Here is a 22691-nt window from a genome sequence, read left to right as displayed (position 1 = left end):
CCCAAGGAGTCTTCCTCATGCCATCATCTGCCCCGCACTTCAGCGGCGAGACCACATTGATCGAATTCACATCAAGCCCTGCTGCCATCGTCACCCTCGGAATGCAACTGCCCAACCTGCTCTCATCGCCTATGGCCGCAGCGATGCTTCACAAACCGCTACGCGTGGTGCTGGCCACCGAGCCCGATCTCAGCGACGAAGATCGAGACCGGATCATCGCATCCATCGAAGGCTTCGGACCTGATGAAGGAGCCGAAAGCTCGCGCCCAGCCCCCTCTCCCGCCATCTACCGCAACGATTACGAAACCGACGATGTCCCCCGCGGATCCGCCGCTACGACAGCAGTCTCTTTCGTTGAGGTCTGGGGGCGATTCGAGATCGAATTCAGCGGACCATCACACGGGAACCCCTACCTGGACGTCGAACTGATCGGAACCTTCCGCCGAGGACATCACTCTGCCGAAGCGCTCGGCTTCTATGATGGGGACGGTCGCTTCCTCCTGCGTTTCATGCCGCCCACACCCGGCGAATGGACCTTCGAAACTCGAAGCAACGCGCGATCGCTGGACGGAATCGTCGGGTCCTTCACCGTCGGCGAGAGCCTCCGTCGCGGGCCGGTTCGCGTTGCGGACCGCTTCCACTTCCGCTACGCCGATGGTAGCCAGTACCTTGCCGTCGGGACCACCGCGTACGCCTGGACACACCAACCCGAAGAACTTCAGCAGGAGACGCTGCGCACGCTCGCTGAGAGCCCCTTTACCAAGGTCCGCATGTGCGTTTTCCCAAAGTCCTACGTCTATAACCACAACGATCCTGATTCCTTCCCGTTCGCGTCCGACGACGAAGGCATCGACTTCAGTCGTTTCGATCCCGCATATTGGTCTCACCTCGAAAAGCGCATCGATGACCTCGCTGCACTCGGCATCGAAGCTGATCTGATTCTCTTCCACAGCTACGACCGCTGGGGTTTCTCCGCGTTGGACGCCGAGATCGACGACCGCTATGTTCGCTACGTCGCCGCACGGCTGTCGTCCTTCGCGAATGTTTGGTGGTCGCTGGCCAACGAGTATGACTTCGTTCTCGCCAAATCCGCTGACGACTGGCGGCGCTGGGCAGGCATTCTTCGGCGCTGGGACCCGAGTGATCACCTCATCTCCATTCACAACGGCCTCCGGTTCTATGACTACTCGGAGAGCTGGGCAACGCACGCCAGCGTGCAGCGGACGGACAATTACAAATCCACCGAACTCGTGACCGAATGGCGTGCACAATGGGGGAAGCCTGTGGTCGTCGATGAAGCTGTCTACGAAGGCGATATTGACCTGGGCTGGGGCAATATCACCGGTGAGGAGCTGACACGGAGATTCTGGGAAGCCTTCATCCGCGGGGGGTACGCCACCCATGGCGAAACCTACTATCAGGACGACGAGGTACTGTTCTGGGCCAAGGGCGGCGTTCTCCGCGGGACGAGCCCGGCACGCATTGGTTTCCTCGCCAAACTGGTGCAAGAAAGCCCACGCGGCTTCTGGGAGCCGCTGACGCAGGACTTCGACGCCCAGAGCGCCGGCATCGAGGGCGAATATCTCATCACGTACTACGGCCTGAGCCAGCCGCGGTTCCGACACTTCGTGCATGACCCGGCGTTCACCTGGAGAGCGGATGTGATAGACACCTGGAACATGACGGTCGAAACGCTTCCAGGAACGTATTCTGGTCGATTCACAATCAATCTCCCGGGGCGCCCGTACATGGCGATACGCCTGCGTCGAGCCTGATTTCGACGCTGTCAAATCCAAACGATGGTGAGGACAAGGGCGACAGCTTTAGGATTTTCGCAAGGACGGTGAGGAGCTGTTACTTGGAGCCTGACCCGTTTTCCTAGTCCTGTCACTTCGCTGGCGGAAATGTCACGGCGCGGCAAGGATGTCAGTCGGCCGCTCCCTCGGGTCGTGTCGGACCCGAGGGAGCGGCCTTCCCGGAAGTCGTGGCAGAAGTGAGACCTTCCCCCAGTTTCGCTCCTGCCGCCTTCAGTCGGACTTAGCCGACGCTCGCGCCCGCCCCGGAGATGGTGCCGTTGGTGTGGACGGTTGCCGTCATCGAGAACGACCTGCATCGCCGTGCTCATCGCGCTCAGCCTGGTCACCTTCAACATGTGGGTCGTCCTCGCTCTCACCGCCGTTACCAGCATCACGCTCACCGCGATGGTCATGACGATCGTCAACGGCCTGAGCGTCCTGCTCTCCCCGAAGGAGGCGCCTGGTGTGCTGGCCGGACTCGACGGAGCCTGCTTCGGCATCGGCGCCGGCCTTGGCATTGCCCTCGTCGCCCAGTTCGTCTCGATGGGGACCCATGCCGGATACACCGTGAGCCTGCTCATCTGGGTCGGCGTTTCGATCCTCGCCGGAGTCGCCACCCTGTTCCTTAAGCGGCCCGAGCCGGCCGCCGAAGACACGGTCGTTTGACCGAGAAAGGACTCGCACTCGTGACCTACCCTGTCCCCGTTTTCCTCGACTGCGACACAGGCATCGACGACTCCCTCGCCATCGCCTACCGCCTAGCCGACCCGAGCGTGAATCTCGTGGGGATCTCGACGGTCAGCGGGAACATCACCGCCACGCAGGGTGCACGCAACACCCTCGATTTGTTGGAGCTAGCCGGTCGCAGCGACATCCCGGTCGCGGTCGGCGAACCCGGCCCGTTAGTCGGCGGCTACACCGGGGCCGTGCCGCACATCCACGGTGAGAACGGGATCGGAGACGTCACCCTTCCGCGGTCAGGGGCTGTTCCGAGTCTGCTCAGCGGGCCCGAGCTGCTCCTGACCATGGCACAGAAGTACCACGGCGAGCTCCGCGTGATCGCGATCGGCCCACTCACGAACCTGGCCATCGCGATCACGTCGGCGCCGGAACTCCCGCAGCTGGTGCATTCTCTCACCGTCATGGGCGGAGCGTTCCTGGTGCCCGGCAACGTCACGGAGAGCGCGGAGGCGAACATCTGGAACGACCCGCGCGCCGCAGCGCTGGTGGCCCAGGCCGCGTGGCCGCTGACCTTCGTGCCACTCGACGTCACGATGGAGAACGCGCTGACCGAAGCGGACCGTCAGGAACTTCTCGGCTCTCCCGACGGATTGATCAGAGCACTGGGCGAGATCCTGGACGTGTACTTCCGCTTCTACGAGACGCGCTACGGCGATCGACGATGCGCCCTTCACGACCCGCTCGCAGCGATGATCGCCGTGGAAGCGATCGCGACCGGACACGAACTCGTCGGCGGCTCCATCACCGTCGAGGTCGCAGGAGCATGCCGAGGTCGCACGCAGCACAGCATCGACAGCAGCGGCCCGCCAAGACGCGTGGTCCTCGAGACGATCGAACCGGCCGGACCCAGACTGATGGAGCGGCTCATGTCGTGCCGCTCGGACGCACCCGGCCGCCGCCAGCACACGGCGGCGATTCGATGACCGCCGGTCGGGCCGCCGCGTTCTCACATGTTCGACTGACCGTCGTCGGAAGCCTCAACGTCGACCTTACGGCCCGAGTCGAGACCCTTCCCCGGCCGGGCGAGACGATCGGCGGCGGGGTCCTCAGCAGAGAAGCCGGAGGCAAGGGCGCCAACCAGGCCGCAGCCGCGGCACGACTAGGAGCATCCGTGCGGATGATCGGGGCAGTCGGTCGAGACGACGCGGGGTCGTTCCTGGTCAAGACGCTCACGGACGCGGGCGTAGACACGACAGGCATCAGAACGACGGACGCCTCGCCCACCGGGACCGCCCTCATCACTGTCGCTCGCGACGGCGAGAACCAGATCGCCGTCTGCGCCGGAGCGAACGACGAAGTCACCGTCACCCGCGAAGACCTCCAAGACACCACCTGTGTCCTCCTGCAGTTCGAGATCCCCCAGCACGTGGTGCACGCGGCGTGCGCATCGACGAACGGTTTTGTCGCCATCAACGCGGCACCCGCGACTGTCATGTCGGCCGAGCTTCTATCTCGGGCCGACCTCGTGATCGTCAACGACTCCGAAGCGCGCCAGCTCCCCGAAGTGCTCGGCGCGACGATGCTGGCGATCACACACGGTGCAGCCGGAGCCACTCTGTATCGGAACGGTGTCAAGATTGCAGAGGCTCCCGCCCGGCGCGCGATCGCGACGAACACGGTCGGCGCCGGGGACGCGTTCTGCGCAGCCCTGACAGTCGCACTGGCCGGGGGCGTCCATCCCGCCGAGGCCTTGACCGTGGCCACCGAGGCCGGCGCCGCGGCGGCCGAGGATCTGCAGTCACAGCCGCTGCTGGAGCGCTGGGAAGTGTACCGGGCGCGTGCACTGGACCGTGTCCGTCGCTGAGTACGTGACCGCTCCCGCAGAACTCGGCCATAGAACCGATACCGGTGGTATCGTAACTGCAGCAGACAAGTTGGAGGGCCAGTGGAGAACAGCAGCGCGACGGCTCGCGCCCGCCGAGTGGCCCCAGCGGATCGGGTGCGCCCGGTCCACGACTGGGTCAGCGGAGAAGGACCTCGACACCGAAGCGACCGCAGAAGGTGATGAGCTCCGGTCGGCCATCGAGCGGGTCCGAGAAGTTCCACCGGTATCCGGAATCCAGATCGAAGGCGTCCTGGCAGCGGTCGCCGAAGAATGCACAGGCGCGGTCCGAGTTGCACTTGTTGCTCATGTAGACGACGCCGTCGTATCCGGCCTGGTGGGCGGCTTCAGCCCAGAGCACCGTGCGTTCGTACTCCGCGGCCGGGGTGGTCGTGACCTGGTCGGCGGTCACACCGAGCTTGCGCAGCCCCAGGCCCATGAACGAAGCGAGGCGGAGACCGCGGGTCGTTTTCAGGCGCGACATCCGCCGGTTCGTGTAGGCCGATGCGGTGAGTTGGCCACCCGTGACCGGTACGTCGTGCAACAGCGATTCGGCGATCGCGGCCTGCCAGGTCTCGGCCGCGTAGAGGATCGGGACGACCGGGTCGCCGAAGAACGCGAACCGTGTCGGCGTCCCCATCCCCGGGTTGAAGGCGTGCCCCTCACGGTCCTTGCCGTGAACGCGGTACAGCGTCTGTCCAGCGGGCAGCTCGAGCAGCTCAGGGTCGAACGGGTGGGGCGGGTCGGGGACTACCACTCCACGTTCCAAGCGCGCCTGGCCACCTCGAGCACCCGTGCAGGGTCCGCAACGAAGTGGTCGACCGGACGCGAGCCGTCCGCGAAGTACGTGGTCGGCGAGCACAGCCACAACACGACATCCTCGGCCGCCCAGCCACTGTCGACTGCCAGCGCCATCAGGTCGGCCACCAGAGGCGCCACCCGCCCCCGAGCCGTGTCGAACTGGAAGCCCGGGTAGAGGAACTTATTCAGCCGGCGCACATAGAGCAGGCGGCCCTGATCCCGCATGTCCTTCGCAAGAGAACGCTTAGACTCCGCGCTCGAGCTGGACCCGAGAAGGTTCGCCACCTCGACACTCGACAGCAGTCCGAATTCATCCTCAACTGCCTTCACCGCGTTCTCACCAGCCTGCGCTGCACGGGCAGTCGCCGGCGACAAGAAACCAATGCGCGTCATCGCCGCCGACAACGCGTCCAAAGCGCTGCGTTCACGTGCGAGCTCCACCACAACGCTCACCTCGTCAGCCGTCAGATTCACGCCGGCGTCCTGCAGGAGCGCCTCGCGCACGCGCGAGTAGCCCTTCCGTCCCTTACGCCCCGGCTTGTGGTCGAGAGTCGTCATACCATCCTCCAATTCCTACGCCCTAGTGTAACGGAGGATACGTGGCATCGGAAGAGAGCGGGCGATCACTCATACTATTTATTATTTCAGCAACTTGCGGTTCGGCTTCATCGAGCGAGGCGAACACTAGCCGGATGATGCGGTGACGGCCCCAAGGAAGGTGGTCGGGGCCGCCACCACTACGGTTGTGGCGGCGCTCCGATACGTGTCCACGAACCGGTGGGCCGGCAGCTCGCACAAGCCTCCGCCCCACGTCTGGTCAGCTCAGTGTTCGATCGCGGCGAGCTCCTCTGCGCTTGCGAGCGCGAGCCCGTACGGCAGGCTGGGGTTCTCGTCGGCGATCTCCAGGAGCCGGTTGTACTTCGCCACCCGTTCCCCTCGGGCCGGCGCACCCGTCTTGATCTGGCCGACGCCCATACCGACGACGAGGTCGGCGATGAACGTGTCGGTGGTCTCGCCTGAGCGGTGGGAGACCATCGACGCCATCCCGAGCCGGCGCGCCGTCTCGATCGCATCGAGGGTCGCCGACACCGTGCCGATCTGGTTGGGCTTGATCAGCGCGGCGTTGGAGTAATGGTTGCGTGCCCCGTCAGCGATACGGCGCATGTCGGTCACATACAGGTCGTCCCCGACGAGCTGGGTCCGGTCACCGACCGCGTCGTACAGGAGCCTCCAGCCGGCGTGGTCGTCCTCGGCGAATCCGTCTTCGATGCTGCGCAGCGGGTACTCGTCGAGCAGCTTGACGTAGTAGTCGACGAGCTGGTCGCGTCCGATCAGGCGACCGGCGATCTTGTACTGGCCCTCGCGCTCGTAGAAGCCGTTCGCGGCCGGGTCGATTGCGATCGCGACTTCGTCGACGCCGGGCGTGTACCCGGCGTCCTGAATAGCTTGGACGAGCAGGTCCATCGCGTCCTCCGGGCTGGCGATGTCGGGCGCGAACCCTCCCTCGTCGCCGAGTCCCGCGGTGTGGAAGCGGGCCTTCACCCGGGCAGCGAGCGCGTGGTAGATCTCGGCTCCTTCCTCGACTGCTGCGGCCTCGTCAGCCGCGCCGACGGGGGCGATCATGAACTCCTGGAACTCCAGCGGGTTCGCGGCGTGCGCGCCGCCGTTGAGCACGTTGAAGTGCGGGACGGGCATCCGTTCGGCGCTGTCGGTGACTCGGGCCAGCCAGACGTGCAGCGGCACTTCGGCGGCGTGGGCGAAGGCGCGGGAGGCCGCGATGGAAACCGCGACGACCGCGTTCGCGCCGAGGCGGGCGAGGTTGTCGGTGCCGTCGAGCTCCCGCATGGCGGTGTCGAGGTCGCGGATGGTGCGCCAGTGCTTGCCGACAAGGGCGTGCGAGATCTCGTCCGTGACGGACGAGACGGCCTTGTGGACGCTGCGGCCGGAGTACGACGGACCGTCATCACGCAGCTCGACCGCTTCGAACACCCCAGTGGATGCGCCAGCGGGTGCCGAGGCTTCGACGGTGGTGCCGTCATCGAGGTGCAGGGCGACAGCGACGGTCGGGTAACCGCGAGAGTCGAGGATTTGGCGGGCGGTCACCTTGTCGATGACGACAGGGTGGCCTTCGGGGTGGCTCACATAGTGGCCCTGGTGGGCGTTGTCGATGTGACCGGTGTAGCCGTGGGCGTGCATCGGTTTCTCCTATCTCAGGGCATGCCCACGGGCATGCGTTATCACGTGAGATAGGGACCGTTGTCGGCATCGAGGTTGGTGTCGGCGAGCCCCACCGCCGAAGCGCCGAAGCGCTGATTAGGAGTGTGCCAGAGAAATCTCCACAGCGAAAGTGTTTCGCGTGGTGATTCTCAGTGACCTGTCAGAACAGGCCGCCGAGCCACAACCCGAGCCCGGCAGCGAGTAGAGCTCCGGCGAGCATCCCGAATCCGTTGGAGACAGCGGCGCCGTAGCGGCCTTCTTGGGCGAGTCGGACTGTCTCGAAGCTGGCGGTGCTGAAGGTGGTGTAACCGCCGATGAAGCCGACTCCGATGATCGCCCGCCACTCCGGTGGGAGCAGGTGGGTGACCGCGAGGCCGGTCACCAGGCCGAGCAGGAAAGAGCCGGTGATGTTGATCACCGTGGTGCCGAGCGGGTACGCGACACGGACCCACGCCTTCAGGATCCCGTCGACGATGAGCCGGCAGCTGGCGCCGAGCCCGCCGGCTAGGGCGACGCCGAGTACCAGGAGGGCGATCATCGGGTCTGCCCTTTGCGTGCGCGGGACCGGTGGATTGCTGCGCCGAGCGCGATCCCGCCGACCGATGCGGCCGCGCCCACGAGCACGGTGGCCAGGGCGTAGAGGACGCTGTCGCCCAGGTGAGCGGTGGCAATGAGCCCATCGGTGTCGACGGCGAAGGAGCTGTAGGTGGTGTAGCCGCCCATGATCCCGGTCCCGGCGAACAGCCGGATCGCTCGACGCTTGCCCTCGTCGGGTCCGCCACGGGAGAGGCTCTCCAGCAGCAAGCCGAGCACGAATGCACCCGTCACATTGATCCCGAAGGTGGCCACTGGCAGGCCGTTCCAGGCGGCGATGCCCAGCGAAATCAGGTACCGCGCGGCGGTGCCGATCGCGCCGCCGACGAAGACGAGCGCAATGTATCGCCATCGCAAGTGAACCGGCCGGGGGACGCGGGTGCGGATGTTATCGACTTCGATGTCCGGGTCGATGGGGAGGATGTCGTTGGAGTCTGGGTTCATGGTCGGTTCTGTTCGCGCGGGTGACACCTAGGTGCCCCCTTGCCGGTTGAGGAGTTCGGTGGCTTCGACAGCGGCGTCGGGGTCGAGGTAGTCGCGCGCTATTAGGGTGGGCGTTCCCGACCGGAGAACGAAACGATACCGCAACGGTTGCCCGGTCGGAATCGCCAGCTCTTCAACCTGCCGAGGTGTCAGCCCTTCGATGACCATGCTCAGTGCTCGCAGCGAGTTCCCATGACCGACCACGAGGACGGGGGGCTCATCGACCAGCGCGGGGAAGAGCTGCTCGGTGACGAACGGCAGGATCCGGCGGACCACGTCGTGCAGTGACTCGGTTGGTGTCAGCGCGCCCGAGGGCAGGGATCGGAACGGTTCCTGGCGGCGGAAAGCTGCGAGCTGTTCGTCGCTCATCGGCGGCGGAGCGGTCAGGAACGAACGCCGCCAGGCGAGAAACTGGCTGACACCGTAACGGTGGGCGACCGCAATTTTCGACTGACCGGTCAGCGCACCGTAGTTGCGTTCGTTCAGCCGCCGATCGGTCCGGATTTCCGCAGGATTGTGCAGAAGATCCTTCACCTCAAGCGCGGTGGTGATTGTCCGTTCCAGCACCGAAGCGAAGATCGCAGCGGGCTGGATTCTCTCCTCGCGCAAGAGGCGGCCGGCCCCTTGGGCTTCAGCGCGGACGCGTTCGGTCAGCGGCGGGTTGAGCAATCCGGTGAAGAGGCCCTGTGCGTTGGCAGTGCTTTCCCCGTGTCGGAGTAGGTACAGATTGTGGCTGGGCGTCATTCCCACGGCAGCGCCCGACCGTCCGTCACCGGCGACAAAGGCACGACAAGCACCGGGCGGTGCTGTCGGTGCGCCAAGTGGACGGCAACGGAGGACCGGAAGAACTCGCGCAGACCGGCGCGAAGGCCGGCTTCGTGCGTGCCGACGACGATCATGCGAGCGTCGAGCGTCTCAGCGAGGTCACCAAGCGCATGGGCCGGGTCTCCGGCGAGTTCCCGCTTACTCCAGCTGACCCCGGTCTTCGCGAGGGTCTTCTCGATGTGAGCGGCCAGGTCGGCGTCGAAGACGTCCTCGTCAAGCTCAGGCAGGTCCGGATCGAACGGAAGCGAGTGGACGGACCCGTCGGGATTCTCATCGACTGTGTAGCGGCCAAGGTCCACATGGGCGCAGATCAGTTCGCAGCCCAGATCGCGGGCGATGTGGGCAGCTTCCAGCAGGACGGCGTCGGCGAGTCCGTGCTCGACACCCACGAGGATGACGGAACGATTGTGGTCCGGGGTCTGCGGATCGGACATTGAACGTCTCCTATCTCGGCGGCGGGCGCGCGCTTCTGGCGAGATAGGGACTGTTGTCGGCGGCGCCGAGGTTGTTCACGGTGAGCCCCACCACCGCGACGAGTTCATCGTCACCTCACAGTGTGCCAGAAGGTTCGATGAGTTCAACCACACCGGCCACGGGTGTATCGTGGTGCTCTCAACACGGTGATGAAGCTCACCGAAACCGCGGGGTCCCCGCTGATGGCTTCTACCTGAACACCCTTGCTTTGCATCGCGTCCAGGTAGGAGGACCACGTGGAAGAGAACCGCGCACAACTGACGAGCATCCTGTTCCCCGCCGCAGACGCGGCGACAGTCGAACTAGCGACGACGCAACCGGACTGTTTCCCCGATCTCGCCCTCGACCAGGTGGTCGACCGTGTCCTCGGCACCGACGAGTACGAACTCGGGCCCGTTTTCTGGACTCCGCTGTCCACGTTGGAACAGGTTGAGTTCCGTCACGCCGTCCTGGCCGACCTGGCGCATGAGCGGGTGCAACAGTCCGGGCGCGCCTTCGCTGAAGGGATGCGGGGTCTGCGCGCTCAGCTCGCTCTCGTCGACAAACTCCGTTACGTGCTGCAGCGGCAACGAGTGTTCCTGGACGCCGTCAGCCACTATGTCACCATTACCGGCAACCTCGCCCGCGGCCTCATGGATGCTCCACTCGAGTCGGCGGGAATGCTGGCGTTCCAGGATCATCTGGACCGCTACGTCGCCTCCGAAGGGTTCACCCGGTTGGCCGAAGACGCCGAACGTGTCACCGAGCAGCTGGATGACATCGAGTACGAGTTCCACATCGAAGGCAACAGCGTGACCGTGATTCCTTTCGGAGGGGAGACGGACTTCAGCGCCGACGTCGCAGCGACGTTCGCGAAGTTCCGCCAGTCCGACGCCGGCTCGCATCGGACCAAGTTCATCGACTCGGTCGATATGAACCATGTCGAGGCAGGCATCCTCGGCCTCGTCGCTGACGTGTTTCCCGAGCCGTTCGCAGCGTTGGCGGAGTTCTGCACTGAGCACGCCACGTTCCAATCCGCTTCCCTCGCCCGATTCGATCACGAGCTGCAGTTCTATTTCACCTACCAGGACTACCTCGCCCGCGCCTCAGGCACTCGCCTACCGGTGTGCGTTCCGCGAGTTACGGACGAACGTCTGATTGAAGCTGTCGAAGGCTATGACCTGGCGCTGGCGTACAAGCGGCAGACCGACGCGAAGCCGCTGGTGGCCAACGGCTTCCAGCTGCGCCGCGGTGAACAGTTCCTCGTCATCACCGGCGCCAACCAAGGCGGAAAGACCACGTTCGCGCGGTCTTTCGGACAGTTGCACTATCTTGCCGCGTTGGGGCTGCCCGTCCCCGCTCGCCAAGCAGCCCTTCCGTTGTTCGACCGGCTCTACACCCATTTCGAACGGCAGGAGGACCTCACCAACCTGGCCGGCAAACTCGAAGACGACCTGATTCGCGCGCACGCGATCATCGCCGCCGCAGACGATCGCAGCATCGTGATCATGAACGAGACGTTTACCTCCACCACCGCCCAGGACGCGCTGGAGCTGGGGGAACGGATCCTGCGCACGCTGATCGACGAGGGCGCGATGGGTGTCTACGTGACGTTCATCGACGAGCTGACCGACCTCGGCCCGGAGACGGTCAGCATGGTCGCCGAAGTCGACCCGGACGACGTGACCAGACGCACGTTCCACATCGAACGTCGCCCCGCCGACGGGCTGGCGCACGCGACCGCGCTGGCCGACCGGTACGGGCTCTCCACCACTCGCATCACCGAACGGATCGGATCATGAGAGCACACCTGCTGTTCACCAACGCCGATTTCGCACTCCTCGACCACCCCGACGACAACCAGCACGACCGGTTCGCCGACCTCGAACTCGGCGCCCTCGTGCACGCAATGGCAGCCGATGACGCGTTCCTCGCGGAAACGGCGACCGCAGCCCTCCACCAGCCGTTGACCGACGCGGAGCAGATCCGGCACCGTCAGCAGGCGCTCACCGACGCGCTTTCGAACCCGGACGCGATCCGCGCGTTCTACGCCCTGCCCGTCCAGGCGCTAGCCGAGGCGAAGCGGATCTACAGCTGGGGACTGTCTTCCCCCACTGGGATGGTCCATCACGGCACGCAGCTGATGGAGGTCTACATCCGCTACCTGCGCAGTCTTCGGCTGCTCGCCGACGAGAACGCGCCCACGTTCCAGTCGCCGGCGTTCACGACTCTGTTCCAGATGCTGCAAGCCGAGCTGACGGACGAGTACTTCGAGGAGATCGACGAGCACCTCGCCCAGCTGCGATTCCGGCACGGCGTGCTCAGCAGCGCGCACCTCGGGGAGGCGAACACGGCGACCAAGATCACCCTCCGCCGCCCTTCCGGCAAGCGCATCCCGCTGCTGCAGCGGCTCGGCTTCACCCATCCCGCCCACACGATGACCATCCCGGACCGGGACGAGGCGGGCTTCAGCGCCCTCCACGAGCTGCAGGACCGCGGTGTCGACCTGGTCGCGAACGCGCTGATCCAGTCCACGGACCACATCAAGAGTTTCCTGACCATGCTGCAACGCGAGCTCGCGTTCTACCTCGGCGCCATCAACCTGCACGATGCTCTGACCGCGCACGGTGAACCGACAGCGATTCCGACGTTGACCGAGACGCACGGGTTCACAAGCGACGAACTCTACGATGTCGCGCTCGTGCTCATCAGCGGACGCCCTGCGGTCGGCTACACGATCGACGCCCCACAGACCCCGCTGGTAGTCATCACCGGTGCGAACCGTGGAGGCAAGTCGACCTTCCTGCGCAGCCTCGGCCAGGCGCAGCTGCTCACCCAGTGCGGGCTCTTCGCCCCGGCCGCGGCGTTCAGCACCGGCGTCCGCACCGGCATCCTCACCCATTTCAAGCGGGAGGAGGACAAACAGCTCGTCAGCGGCAAGCTGGATGAGGAGCTCAGCCGGATGAGCCGGGTCGTCGACGCTGTCGCACCCGGCGCAATGGTCCTCTTCAACGAGTCGTTCGCCTCCACGAACGAACGCGAGGGGTCGGAGATCGCCCGCCACGTCGTCCATGCGTTCCGAGACTGTGACGTGACCGTCGCCTTCGTCACGCACCTGTTCGACTTCGCCCACCGGTTGCGTGAAGAGAACCGCGACGACATCCTGTTCCTCCGTGCCCACCGGGGCGAGCACGGCGGCCGCGACTTCACCTTGGCCGAAGGCGAGCCGCTCTCCACCAGCTTCGGCTGGGACGTCTACCGACGCGTATTCGGCGAGCAGGAGGATCCGCAACCCGCCGAACGGATGTCCTTGACCGCATTCGAAGAGCCGTGATTCACTGAGCATCCGGCGATGGAGCTCGCCGGGACGACCCTCGTCCGAACCGCCTACGCGCTGATAGCCCCTGTGACCAGAGATGGGAACAGGCATGCACGCGCACTGGGACGAGGACGAGAGCACCGGGCAGAGCCCCCGCTCCGATCCACCTCCGACCGTGGCTGCGACGACCGCGGCGGAGGCACCGTGATCGCGCTTTCCGCACCCGTCATCCAGTTCCTCCAAGTCCTCACGATCGCCGGCGCCGCGCCGGGCGTGAGCGGGATCATCGCGCGCGTCGAAGCCCGGATGCAGGGCCGGCGCGGCCCGAAGATCCTGCAGCCCTACTACGATCTCGCGAAGCTGTTCGGCAAAGAGGCGCTCGCCCCCTCCGGGGCGGGCTGGTTCTTCCTCGCCGGACCGGTGATCGCCTTCGCCTGCTACCTGACCGTCCCGTTGCTGATCCCCGTGCTGACCACCTTCGGGCTGCCGCTGGGTAACATGGGCGACATCCTCGGCGGCGGCTTCATCCTCGCGCTCGCGAGCTTCGTGGTCGCCGTCGCCGCAGCCTCCACGGGGGACCCGTACGCGCAGCTCGGCTCCAGCCGCGCGAAGACCTTCGGGGCGATCACCGAGCCGGTCGTGCTGCTGGTCGTCTTCACGGTCGCGATCCTCACGACCACGGATCTGCCGTACGTGCTGGGCGCGACCGTCACCAGCGGGCCGGAGCAGATCGTGCGGCCGGCGCACCTGCTCGCCTCGGCGGCGCTGTTCATGGTGATCCTGTTCGAGACCGCGCGCATCCCCGTCGAAACTCACACCGGCACCATCGAGTTCGGGATGATCGAGGAGGCCCGGTCCTTCGAGCACTCGGGCCCGTACCTCGCTCTGCTGAAGTTGGGTTCGGCGGCGAAGCAGCTGATCTTCTACACGATCCTGCTCAACGTCTTCGTCGCCCCGTGGGGTCTCGCCCCGAGCGGACGCCTCGACCTGGTGGTGCTCGCAATCATCGCGCTGCTCGCGAAGGCCACTGCCCTCGGTGTCGTCGTCGCGGTGATCGACAACACCTTCGCCAAGCTCCGGCTGTTCAAGATCACCGAGTTCGTCGCGGCCGCCTTCCTGCTCGCCGTGCTCGCCATCCTCACCCTCTACCTCGGAGGTGGCTGATGCCCCCTGTGTCTGCGATCGTGAGAGGCGTCGCGACCGCGACCCAGAACGTGCTGACCGTCTACGAGGGCACCGCGAACACGGTCGCCGTGATCGTCCTGCTGCTCGAGTTCGGGATGCTGCGTGCGGCGATGCTGCGCTCCCAGGTGGGGCTGTACGCGATGCAATCCGCGGCGGTCAGTGTTCTCGCCTTCGTGGTGGGCGCCGGCCGTGGCATCCCCGAGCTCTACGCATTGGCTGCGATCTCCTTCGCCCTCAAGGTGGTGATCGTCCCGCTGGTCATACTGCGACAGTTGCGCCGCTCCGGAACCGAGATCGCCGGCAGCGGCGCGGTCGGCGTGGCCAGCGAGGTCGTGATCGCCCTGATCGTCGCCGCGTTCGGGTTCTTCGCCGTCGGCGCCCTGCACATCGACTCCCCTGTCCTCCCTTCGACCGCACTGAGCCTGTCGATGGCGGTGGTCCTGGTCTCGTTCGTGCTGATGATCCTGCGCCGCGACGTGGTCAGTCAGGCGATCGGGTTCTTCTCGCTGGAGAACGGTGTCTCGATGGCGAGCCTGGTCGTGGCCGCCGGGCTTCCGCTCATCCTCGAGGTCGCGTTCCTGTTCGACCTGCTGGTCGCCGTCGTGGTCTTCGGTGTGCTCATCCGCATCCACCACGGCCGCTCCAACACGCTCTCCACCGTCCCGCTCGACCGGTTGCGAGGCTGAGATGTCGACACTGCTGATCCTCCTCATCACCCTGCCGCTCGTCGCCGCGATCATCTCCTTCGTCACTCCGTACCGGGTCGCCCGCGCCCTGACAGTGGTCGTCTCCATCGCCTGCGTCGCCTTCTCGATCGTGCTCATCCCGGCAGCCACCACCGGCACCGTGGAGGTGACCGGCTATCTCCGTCTGGATGCGGTCGGCTGCGTGTTCCTCCTGGCGACGACGTCCCTGTTTGCGCTGACCAGCATCTACGCCGTCGGCTACTTCGGTGACCGTGCCCGCGCGGCAGCCGGTTCGAGCGTCAGCGTCGATCGCAGCTTCCGGTGTTACTCCGCCCGGTTCTACGCAGGCTTCAACATCTTCGCCTGGTCGATGATCTGCGCACCTCTGGTCAACGGGCTCGCGCTGCTCTGGATCGCCGTGGAGATCACGACCGTCGTCTCCGCCCTCCTCGTCGCCCTCGACAACACGGACGAAGCGGCGGAAGCCGCCTGGAAGTACGTCCTCATCGCCTCCTCAGGGCTCGGCATCGCACTGTTAGCCACGATCATGCTCTACTACGCCGGAGCCACGGCGCTCGGCTCCTCCTACGACCTGGCTTTCGCGCCGCTGCTGGATGCTGCGAAGCACCTTCCGTCGACGCCGGTGCAGCTCGCGTTCGCTCTTGCAGTTGTCGGATACGGGACGAAGGTCGGTCTCTTCCCCGTGCACACCTGGTTGCCTGACGCGCACTCCGAGGCGCCGACCCCGGTTTCGGCGCTGCTGTCCGGGGCTTTGCTGGCGACCAGCTTCTACGCCATCGTCCGCTATTTCCAGGTCGCCGTCGCCGCGCTCGGCCCGACCTTCCCGCAGACCATGCTGCTGATCTTCGGCGTGCTTTCCCTGCTGCTGGCGGCGCTCTACCTGTTCGACCAGAAGAACCTCAAACGGATGCTCGCGTACTCCAGCATCGAGCACATGGGCATCCTCGCGATCGGTGTCAGCTTCGGAACCCCCCTCGCCTTCGCCGGTGTCCTTCTCCACGTGCTCGGCCACGCGCTCGGCAAGGGCGCCGCGTTCATGGGCGCGGGTGTGTTCGTCCACAACTACCGGACGAAAGAGCTCCGACGGATACGCGACGGGCTCGACGTGCTGCCGTGGTCGGCGACGCTGTTCCTGCTGGCGATCTTCGCGCTGTGCGCGCTGCCACCGTTCAGCATCTTCCGCAGCGAGTTCCAGATCGTCATCGGCGGCCTCCAAGGGGCGAAGACCGCCGGGGCCGCCGCCCTGGTCGTACTGGTGACCTTCGCGTTCTTCGGCCTGTCGATGGCGGTCACCCCGGATGCTGTTCCGGCCGGCAGACGATGGGGAACCCCTTCCGACCCGCGGCGAGCCGAGCGTGTGGATGGTGGTCCCTGTCGTCGTAGCGATCGCCGCACTGTTCTGGCTCGGGGTGCATCCACCGGACGCGCTGACCGCCCTGCTGAACGCAGGCGCCCAACAGCTGGGGGTGGGGCGATGAGCGAGATCCAGCTGGCGGAGCAGTGGCGGGAGACGATCCGCGACAGCGTCGCGGACGGGGCACGGTTCGCCGGACTCTACGGCACCGCGACGGCCGCAGGCTGCCGGCTGACGGCACTGCTCGCCGTCAACGGAGGCTTCGAACTGCTGGCGACGGACGTCGCCGACGACGGTGACGGGCTGCGTTATCCGTCGCTGACGCCGTTGATCCCGAGTGCGTTCTGGTACGAACGCGCTGCCGCGGATCTGTCCGGCGTCGTGCCGGTCGGGCATCCCCGCCTCGACCCGCTCCTGCTGCCGGTCGTCGACGGTTCCGTTCGCCCCCGACCCGGTCAGAACGGCACCGGGTCGGCGTCGTCTGCAGTGCGCACCGCAACACCGCCAGGACCGATCGACGTGGAGGGCCGCGGGCTGTTCACGATCGCCTACGGGCCGGTACGTTCCGGCGTCGCCGAATCGATCGAGTACCTCGTCGAGACCCCTGGCGAGGACATCCCCCGGCTGAACATCCGCCCGCACTACAAACACCGCGGCATCGCCAAAGCGTTCGAAGGCCGCAGCGTCGAGGACGGCGCGCTGGTCGCCGAACGGGTCGAAGGAATCGCTTCGGTCTCCCACGCGACGGCGTACGCCCACTCCATCGAAGCGCTCACCGGCACCGTCCCGCCGCTGCGGGCGCAGCTGTCGCGGGTCGTCGTCGCCGAGGTCGAACGAATCGCCAACCACCTCGACGTGGCCATGAAGCTCACGGAGGCTGCCGGTCTGGCAGTGGCGAACACCCGGTTCTCCTGGCACAAGGAGTCCACGCTGCGGCTGATGAGCGCCCTGACCGGAAGCCGGTTCGGTCGCTCCTTCGTCGCCCCCGGCGGAATCACACGACCGCTGCGGCTCAGCCCGGACGAGGTCAGGGACGCTGTCCACGACCTGGCCGACCGGATCCGGCCGGATGCGGTGTTGGCGATGAAGACCCCGTCGTTCCTCGACCGGCTTCGCGGGACGGGCAGGCTCGATCCGGCCCATGCCGCCGAGTGGGGCGCGCTCGGCCCCGTCGGCCGCGGCAGCGGGACGGTCGACGACAACCGGTGGTCCCGACCGACCGATGCGTACCCGCTGCTGGTGGACGGGTTGGAGCCCGCCGTCGAGGAGACCGCTGACGTTCTGGCCCGCACCCGGGTTCGCTGGACGGAGGTCGAGACCTCGATGCTGCTCATCGAACGCGCGTGTGCCGCGCTGCGGGACACAGCCGGCGAGAGCTCCCGCGCGCATGTCTCCGCCGCATCGGGGAGCGCGATCGGCTGGGCGGAAGGGCCGCATGGCGAGATCGTCTACGTCACCGAGGTGGAGGACGGCCGGATCGTGCGCTGCTTCGCTCGGACGCCGTCCCTGCACAACCTCGTCCTCTTCCACGACGTGTTCATCGGCGACGTCCTCACCGACTTCGCCTTCATCGAGTTCAGCTTCGGACTCAGCGCAGCAGGGGTGGCGATGTAGATGCCGTGGGCGACACGAGGACTCCGCGACGGGGTGATCACCACCCAGTGGCCCAAACGACCCGACGAGTACGGCGACGCGTTCCCGGGCAGCATCGACGTCACCGCGCCAGGGGCAGCCGACCGAGACACCGAGCACGCCATCGACGCTTGCCCCACGCAGGCGATCTATCGCGGAGACGACGGACGACTGCGGCTCGACCGCGGCCGGTGCGTCCTCTGTGGACGCTGCCCGCTGATCGCTCCGCACACCTTCACGTGGCGCGACGGATCCGACATCGCCGGGCTGACCCGCCGCAGCATCGTGGTCGGCGAACCCGTCGAGACCGACGAGACGCTTCGCGCCCTCCGCGCCGAACTCGGTGCCCGCGTCCGGCGTTTGCGGCGATCCGTCCACCTGCGGCACATCGACACCGGCTCGGACGGATCCGACGAGTGGGAGGTGCAGGCGCTGACCAACCCCGTCTACGACCTCCACCGCCTCGGCCTGTTCTTCACCGCCAGCCCACGGCACGCCGACATCCTGCTCGTCACCGGGGTGGGTGCGCACGGCATGACGGCGGCGCTTCGAGCAACCCTCGACGCGATGCCCGAACCGACCGTCGTGATCGCCACCGGAGTGGATGCGATCAGCGGAGGCATCGTCGGCGCCGGCTATGCCGTCTCCGGCGGCATCGGCGGCCTTCTCGACGTCGACGTGTGGGTGCCCGGCTCACCGGCCACCCCGTTCGCGATCCTGCAAGGGATCCTGCTGGCGCTCGACCGGCTGCCTGACCGGAAGGAGACGAATTGATGACCGTGGTCGGGCTCCTCCTCTTCGTTGCGGCCGGCGGCATCGGCTGGGCAGCGCTGCGGGCGGATGCGTCAGCACAGCGTTGGTCGAGGGTCGCGGCAGCGACATCGTGGACGCTCTCCGTGCTCGCATCGGTCCTCCTCGTCTTCGTCGGCGCTCGCGCACTCGCCGGTGCCGGCGAGCTCGTGACGCTGGAGTCCTCCTCGCCCCTCGGCGCGATCGGGCTGCGCGTGGACGCGTTGACCGGGCTCTTCCTGGTCATCACCTTCGGTGTCGCCGTCCCGGCGTTCCTGGCCGGGCTGACCCGGGGCAGGTCGACCCGCCCACGGCTCGGCTCGGCCGCCGCGCTCGTCGGCCTCGCCGTCGGGATGGTGCTGACCGCGAACGACCTGTTCCTGCTGCTTGCCGGTTGGGAGTTGCTCGGCTTCTCCTTTTACCTGGCCGTTGGCTACGACCGGGCTCGAGCAGGACGGGGGCGAGCAGCGGTTCTCGCCGCCGGGTTCAGCAAGACCAGCGGCGCTCTGCTGCTGCTCGGCGGCGGCGTCCTCGCAGCACAGTCCGGTTCGATAGCCCTCTCCGACCTCGGCAGGCATCCTGGCCCGTGGACGGCGCTCGGCTACACACTCCTCCTCGCCGGGTTCGCGGTGAAGGTCGGCCTCGTGCCTGCCCATGTCTGGCTGCCGCCCAGCTACTCGGCCGCTCCCGGACCGGTCCGCGCCCTCCTGGCCGGCATGGCCGTCAACGCCGGCTTCTACGGATTGTGGCGAACCCTGGAGGTCCTCGGCGCACGACCGATCTGGCTCACCTGCGTCGTCCTCCTGCTCGCCGGGGCGTCGGCCATCCTCGGGATCGCCCATGCTGCCGTCCACGCCGATCTGCGCGGCCTGATCGCCTGGTCGAGCGTGGAGAACGCCGGCGTGATCGGAGCCGGATTCGCGGTCGCGATGGTCGGCGAGGCGGTCGGCTCGAAACGGCTCGTCGCCGTCGGCCTGTTGGCGGGAACCCTCCAGGTGATCACCCACGCCGCAGCGAAGTCGCTGCTGTTCATCAGTGCGAATGCGGTCGAGGCCGGGCTCGGGACCACCGACCTCGGTCAGCTTCGCGGGGTCGCCCGAACCTTGCCGTTCGCCGGTGTCGGCCTCGTTATCGGCGGGCTCACACTTGCCGGCATGCCGTTGACGGCAGGGTTCGCCTCCGAGTGGATGACGTTGGAGGCGCTGATGCAGCAGTTCCGGGTCGACGAGCTGCCGCTGCAACTGTGCATGGCGGTGTGCGGCATCCTCGTCGCGCTCACGATCGGCGTCTCCGGGATCGCGTTCGTCCGCCTCGTCGGGCTCACCGCGTTCGGCAAGCCGGCGAATTCGCATCCCGCCCGCGACGCGATCGAACGGTCATGGAGTCACCGGGTGGCGACGATCCTCCTGGCCGCCGTCTGCCTCGGGGTCGCCGCACTCGCACCGTTGGTGGTCGCGATGATCGCTGCCGGCGTCCGGCCGCTCGTCGGGACGGCGACCGAGGGGGCTCTGGTCGGCGGGTGGATCCTCCAACCGGTGTTCTCGGACTTCTCCGCCCTGTCGCCGACCTGGCTGTGGATCGTGATCCCCGCCTACGCTGTGCTCACCATCATCTTGGCGGTGCTGTTCTCCGGTCGCCGGTTCTGGCGGGTGCGACGCACGACCGCCTGGACCTCCGGTTCGGAAGGCGCGCCAGGGCGCACCGGGTACACGTCCTACGGGTTCGCCAACCCGATCCGCAAGGTGCTCGCCGCGCTGCTGATGACACGGCATGAGCTCCGTGAGCTGAACCCGGATCCCGAGACATCGACGGGACGACCCGCCGCGGCATCGGCCCGGCTCGGCTACGTCGTAGACGTCACCGACGTGGTGCAGCGCTACCTGTACCGCCCGCTGCTTCCGATCGTGCGTGCCGTTGTCGCCGCTGCCCGGAGGCTGCAGTCCGGTCGGCTGGACGCGTACATGGCATACATGCTGATCGCGCTGCTGGCGGTCATCGTCGTGGTGACCGCTCTGGCATGACGGTACGAGTAATCAGTGGCCGCCGCGACCTCGTTCGCGAGCCAATGCGTCGCCGACGATCCGTTCGGCCTCAACCCTGTCACCCCATCCCGCGAGCTCCGCATGCTTTCCGGGCTCCAACTCCTTGTACTGAGCGAAGAAGTGCTCGATCTTCGCAAGGAGTCCCTGAGGGACGTCCGAAACATCCTGAATGCTGACCCAGCGGGGATCACCGTCGGGTACACAGATGATCTTCCAGTCGATGCCCGCCTCGTCGGTCATCCGCAGCACACCGACAGGACGCGACGCGACATCGACGTTCGGAACTACCGGCGCTTCGAGGAGGACGAACGCGTCCAGCGGGTCACCGTCCTCACCAAGGGTGTCGGGGATGAAGCCGTAGTCGACGGGGTACACCATCGAGGAGAAGAGCGTCCGATCCAGCCGTAACCGGCCGGTGTTGTGGTCGATCTCGTACTTGTTGCTGCTGCCGGCCGGGATTTCGATAGTGACGTCAAACTGCATCAGGATGTCCTTTCCGAACTGGGATGGGTGAAGAAGACCGAGGCGGCCAGCGACAGCAGCATCCACGCGGCCGCGTAGACGAATGCTGCGGTCGGCGACAGAGTCGTGTAGAGGATTCCCGCGACGACGGTTCCGACGATGTTGCGGACCGCTTGAATGCCGCCGAGAACTCCGAAGCCGCTGCCTCGCACACGGTCAGGAAGGGTACGCGCAACAAGCGCAGACTCCGCCGTCTCTGCGAGACCGATGCCTGCCCCGGCCAGAACGAACCCGACTAGCAGAAGAACCCACCCGACGCTGGGGACGGAGAACGCTGCGTACCCGAGCACGTAGGCGGCGGCGCCGGCGGCGAACACGATGCGTGGCCCGGCGCGATCGAGCCAGACCCCACCGATGAAGGAGATCGCGGCTGCGATGGCGTTGTGGCCGGCGTAGAACAGGATCGCCAGCGACGCGGCGGACGCGAACCCGAGCGCGGTGAGCTGGTCGGTCGCGCGGAGGATCAGCATCGTGGTGGCCAAATTGCCGCACTCGAACAGCAGGATAGGCACCAGCGGCCGTCCGAGCCCCGCCGACCGCAGTCCTGCAATGTTGAGTCGGACACGCTCCTTCGCCTGGTCGCCGAAGCGACGTTTCGCTTCCCTGGCCGCGACGATGATCGCAACCGCAGCGAGGATGCCGGGGATGAACGAAAACCAGATCGCGGGACGAATACCAACCCAGGCGACCAAACCGGCAGCCAGCAGCGGGCCGACGACAGCGCCAAGATTATCCCCGACCCGCTCGATACCAAACGATCTGCCGTACGCGTTCGGGTTCGCTAGCGAACCGAGAACAGAGTCGCGGGCCGGTGAGCGCACTCCGCGTGCCGCCCACGCGAATGCTCGGAGGACGCCGACCTGCCACACCGTGGTCGCCAGCCCGATCGCCGCCGTCGCGACGGCGGTGAAGATGTACCCGCCGGTCGCGAGCGAGCGACGGCGGCCCGGGTCGTTCGCGAGCGGGCCTCCCACCACTTTCGTCACACCCGTGAGAGCATCGCTGATCCCTTCGATGACACCGAGCGGCGCCGCGGAACCTCCGAGCACACTGGTCAGGAACGCTGGCATCAAACTGGTGGCGATCTCGTGCCCGGAATCGGAGAAGAAGCTCGCCGCCCCGATCGAGACGACGCCGGGTGTGATCCAGGGCTCGTTCGGGTCTTTGCCCGTTCCACGTGGTTCGCTCATCGGCGTATCCTCCGAAAGTGTCAGGTCGAGGGGGAACGCCTCGGCGAAGGACGTTCCCCCTCTGGCTCCCGCACCGGGCCCGTGGACGAACCCATGACGGCGCGGGAGCGTTCGTGTTCTGCCGGCGCTGCGGCAGAAGTCGTGGCGGCGGCCGACATCTCAGACGCCGTAATAGAGCTCGTACTCGAACGGGTGCGGGCGCTGCGCGAGGGGCTTGAT

At 66.5% G+C, this 22691-nt stretch carries 20 protein-coding genes and 1 riboswitch; of the genes, 11 read left to right on the top strand and 9 right to left on the bottom strand.

The window, feature by feature from the left end:
- The first annotated feature begins 17 nt into the window (after positions 1 to 17).
- The 4 genes from U870_RS0120245 to U870_RS0120230 all read left to right on the top strand — a co-directional run bounded on the left by U870_RS0120245 (position 18) and on the right by U870_RS0120230 (position 4341).
- Positions 18 to 1775: a DUF5605 domain-containing protein gene (locus U870_RS0120245; RefSeq protein ID WP_205288806.1), complete on the top strand. Its 1758-nt coding sequence runs from the start codon at positions 18 to 20 to the stop codon at positions 1773 to 1775.
- A gap of 312 nt (positions 1776 to 2087) precedes the next feature.
- A complete protein-coding gene (locus tag U870_RS0120240; RefSeq protein ID WP_162819207.1) occupies positions 2088 to 2462 on the top strand; it encodes a hypothetical protein in 375 nt (124 codons plus the stop codon).
- Between the two features lie 20 nt (positions 2463 to 2482).
- A complete protein-coding gene (locus tag U870_RS0120235) occupies positions 2483 to 3460 on the top strand; it encodes a nucleoside hydrolase (protein WP_025159181.1) in 978 nt (325 codons plus the stop codon).
- Positions 3409 to 4341, top strand: a complete 933-nt coding sequence (locus U870_RS0120230; protein WP_025159180.1) for a PfkB family carbohydrate kinase — start codon at positions 3409 to 3411, stop codon at positions 4339 to 4341. The genes U870_RS0120235 and U870_RS0120230 overlap by 52 nt, the downstream gene beginning before the upstream one ends.
- A gap of 157 nt (positions 4342 to 4498) precedes the next feature.
- Here U870_RS0120230 and U870_RS0120225 read toward each other — a convergent pair whose 3' ends face one another.
- The 7 genes from U870_RS0120225 to U870_RS0120195 all read right to left on the bottom strand — a co-directional run bounded on the left by U870_RS0120225 (position 4499) and on the right by U870_RS0120195 (position 9713).
- Positions 4499 to 5116 (bottom strand): RES family NAD+ phosphorylase, encoded by a 618-nt coding sequence (locus U870_RS0120225; protein ID WP_025159179.1) that lies wholly within the window; start codon positions 5114 to 5116, stop codon positions 4499 to 4501.
- Positions 5110 to 5718, bottom strand: a complete 609-nt coding sequence (locus U870_RS24120; protein WP_025159178.1) for a hypothetical protein — start codon at positions 5716 to 5718, stop codon at positions 5110 to 5112. The genes U870_RS0120225 and U870_RS24120 overlap by 7 nt, the downstream gene beginning before the upstream one ends.
- Positions 5719 to 5982: 264 nt before the next feature.
- Positions 5983 to 7356, bottom strand: coding sequence for a phosphopyruvate hydratase (gene eno, locus U870_RS0120215; RefSeq protein WP_025159177.1), 1374 nt, complete (start codon positions 7354 to 7356; stop codon positions 5983 to 5985).
- Positions 7357 to 7537: 181 nt separating this feature from the next.
- Positions 7538 to 7915: a fluoride efflux transporter CrcB gene (gene crcB, locus U870_RS0120210; protein ID WP_025159176.1), complete on the bottom strand. Its 378-nt coding sequence runs from the start codon at positions 7913 to 7915 to the stop codon at positions 7538 to 7540.
- Positions 7912 to 8415, bottom strand: coding sequence for a fluoride efflux transporter FluC (locus tag U870_RS0120205; RefSeq protein WP_205288805.1), 504 nt, complete (start codon positions 8413 to 8415; stop codon positions 7912 to 7914). The genes crcB and U870_RS0120205 overlap by 4 nt, the downstream gene beginning before the upstream one ends.
- Before the next feature lie 27 nt (positions 8416 to 8442).
- Entirely contained in the window at positions 8443 to 9198 is a 756-nt protein-coding gene (locus U870_RS0120200) for a 2,3-bisphosphoglycerate-dependent phosphoglycerate mutase (RefSeq protein ID WP_025159174.1), read from the bottom strand.
- Positions 9195 to 9713: a universal stress protein gene (locus U870_RS0120195; RefSeq protein WP_025159173.1), complete on the bottom strand. Its 519-nt coding sequence runs from the start codon at positions 9711 to 9713 to the stop codon at positions 9195 to 9197. The genes U870_RS0120200 and U870_RS0120195 overlap by 4 nt, the downstream gene beginning before the upstream one ends.
- Positions 9714 to 9889: 176 nt before the next feature.
- A riboswitch (Fluoride riboswitch) is annotated at positions 9890 to 9952 on the top strand.
- Positions 9953 to 9989: 37 nt separating this feature from the next.
- Here U870_RS0120195 and U870_RS0120190 point away from each other — a divergent pair.
- From U870_RS0120190 to U870_RS0120150, 7 genes are all read left to right on the top strand, one after another.
- A complete protein-coding gene (locus tag U870_RS0120190) occupies positions 9990 to 11534 on the top strand; it encodes a MutS-related protein (RefSeq protein ID WP_029947930.1) in 1545 nt (514 codons plus the stop codon).
- Positions 11531 to 13066 (top strand): MutS-related protein, encoded by a 1536-nt coding sequence (locus tag U870_RS0120185; protein ID WP_025159171.1) that lies wholly within the window; start codon positions 11531 to 11533, stop codon positions 13064 to 13066. Before U870_RS0120190 ends, U870_RS0120185 begins: the two co-directional genes overlap by 4 nt.
- 189 nt (positions 13067 to 13255) lie before the next feature.
- Positions 13256 to 14215, top strand: coding sequence for a respiratory chain complex I subunit 1 family protein (locus tag U870_RS0120175; RefSeq protein WP_025159170.1), 960 nt, complete (start codon positions 13256 to 13258; stop codon positions 14213 to 14215).
- Complete coding sequence (locus U870_RS0120170; RefSeq protein WP_029947929.1) at positions 14215 to 14922, top strand: hydrogenase; 708 nt, start codon at positions 14215 to 14217, stop codon at positions 14920 to 14922. Before U870_RS0120175 ends, U870_RS0120170 begins: the two co-directional genes overlap by 1 nt.
- 1 nt (position 14923) lies before the next feature.
- Entirely contained in the window at positions 14924 to 17911 is a 2988-nt protein-coding gene (locus tag U870_RS24715) for a proton-conducting transporter membrane subunit (RefSeq protein ID WP_205288804.1), read from the top strand.
- A 33-nt stretch (positions 17912 to 17944) separates the two neighbouring features.
- Complete coding sequence (locus tag U870_RS0120155) at positions 17945 to 18703, top strand: hypothetical protein (protein WP_205288803.1); 759 nt, start codon at positions 17945 to 17947, stop codon at positions 18701 to 18703.
- On the top strand, positions 18703 to 20739 hold the full coding sequence (locus U870_RS0120150) for a proton-conducting transporter membrane subunit (RefSeq protein ID WP_025159166.1): 2037 nt from the start codon (positions 18703 to 18705) through the stop codon (positions 20737 to 20739). The genes U870_RS0120155 and U870_RS0120150 overlap by 1 nt, the downstream gene beginning before the upstream one ends.
- Positions 20740 to 20751: 12 nt before the next feature.
- Here the strand turns inward: U870_RS0120150 and U870_RS0120145 are convergent, their stop codons facing one another.
- Both U870_RS0120145 and U870_RS0120140 read right to left on the bottom strand, forming a co-directional pair.
- The gene (locus U870_RS0120145) at positions 20752 to 21243 is read right to left on the bottom strand and encodes an inorganic diphosphatase (protein ID WP_025159165.1); all 492 of its coding nucleotides are present in this window, start codon (positions 21241 to 21243) and stop codon (positions 20752 to 20754) included.
- Entirely contained in the window at positions 21243 to 22472 is a 1230-nt protein-coding gene (locus tag U870_RS0120140) for an MFS transporter (protein ID WP_025159164.1), read from the bottom strand. Before U870_RS0120140 ends, U870_RS0120145 begins: the two co-directional genes overlap by 1 nt.
- Between the last annotated feature and the right edge of the window lie 219 nt (positions 22473 to 22691).

Origin of the sequence: Leifsonia aquatica H1aii (genome assembly GCF_000633535.1) — a bacterium.
Lineage (GTDB): Bacteria > Actinomycetota > Actinomycetes > Actinomycetales > Microbacteriaceae > Leifsonia > Leifsonia aquatica_A.
This window is presented reverse-complemented; position numbering and strand designations above follow the sequence as displayed.

Coding starts and splice junctions, on each gene's coding strand:
- U870_RS0120245 (WP_205288806.1), top strand. CDS start 18: ATGCCATCATCTGCCCCGCACTTCAGCGGCGAGACCACATTGATCGAA.
- U870_RS24120 (WP_025159178.1), bottom strand. CDS start 5,718: ATGACGACTCTCGACCACAAGCCGGGGCGTAAGGGACGGAAGGGCTAC.
- eno (WP_025159177.1), bottom strand. CDS start 7,356: ATGCACGCCCACGGCTACACCGGTCACATCGACAACGCCCACCAGGGC.
- crcB (WP_025159176.1), bottom strand. CDS start 7,915: ATGATCGCCCTCCTGGTACTCGGCGTCGCCCTAGCCGGCGGGCTCGGC.
- U870_RS0120205 (WP_205288805.1), bottom strand. CDS start 8,415: ATGAACCCAGACTCCAACGACATCCTCCCCATCGACCCGGACATCGAA.
- U870_RS0120200 (WP_025159174.1), bottom strand. CDS start 9,198: ATGACGCCCAGCCACAATCTGTACCTACTCCGACACGGGGAAAGCACT.
- U870_RS0120195 (WP_025159173.1), bottom strand. CDS start 9,713: ATGTCCGATCCGCAGACCCCGGACCACAATCGTTCCGTCATCCTCGTG.
- U870_RS0120185 (WP_025159171.1), top strand. CDS start 11,531: ATGAGAGCACACCTGCTGTTCACCAACGCCGATTTCGCACTCCTCGAC.
- U870_RS0120170 (WP_029947929.1), top strand. CDS start 14,215: ATGCCCCCTGTGTCTGCGATCGTGAGAGGCGTCGCGACCGCGACCCAG.
- U870_RS24715 (WP_205288804.1), top strand. CDS start 14,924: ATGTCGACACTGCTGATCCTCCTCATCACCCTGCCGCTCGTCGCCGCG.
- U870_RS0120150 (WP_025159166.1), top strand. CDS start 18,703: ATGACCGTGGTCGGGCTCCTCCTCTTCGTTGCGGCCGGCGGCATCGGC.
- U870_RS0120145 (WP_025159165.1), bottom strand. CDS start 21,243: ATGCAGTTTGACGTCACTATCGAAATCCCGGCCGGCAGCAGCAACAAG.
- U870_RS0120140 (WP_025159164.1), bottom strand. CDS start 22,472: ATGAGCGAACCACGTGGAACGGGCAAAGACCCGAACGAGCCCTGGATC.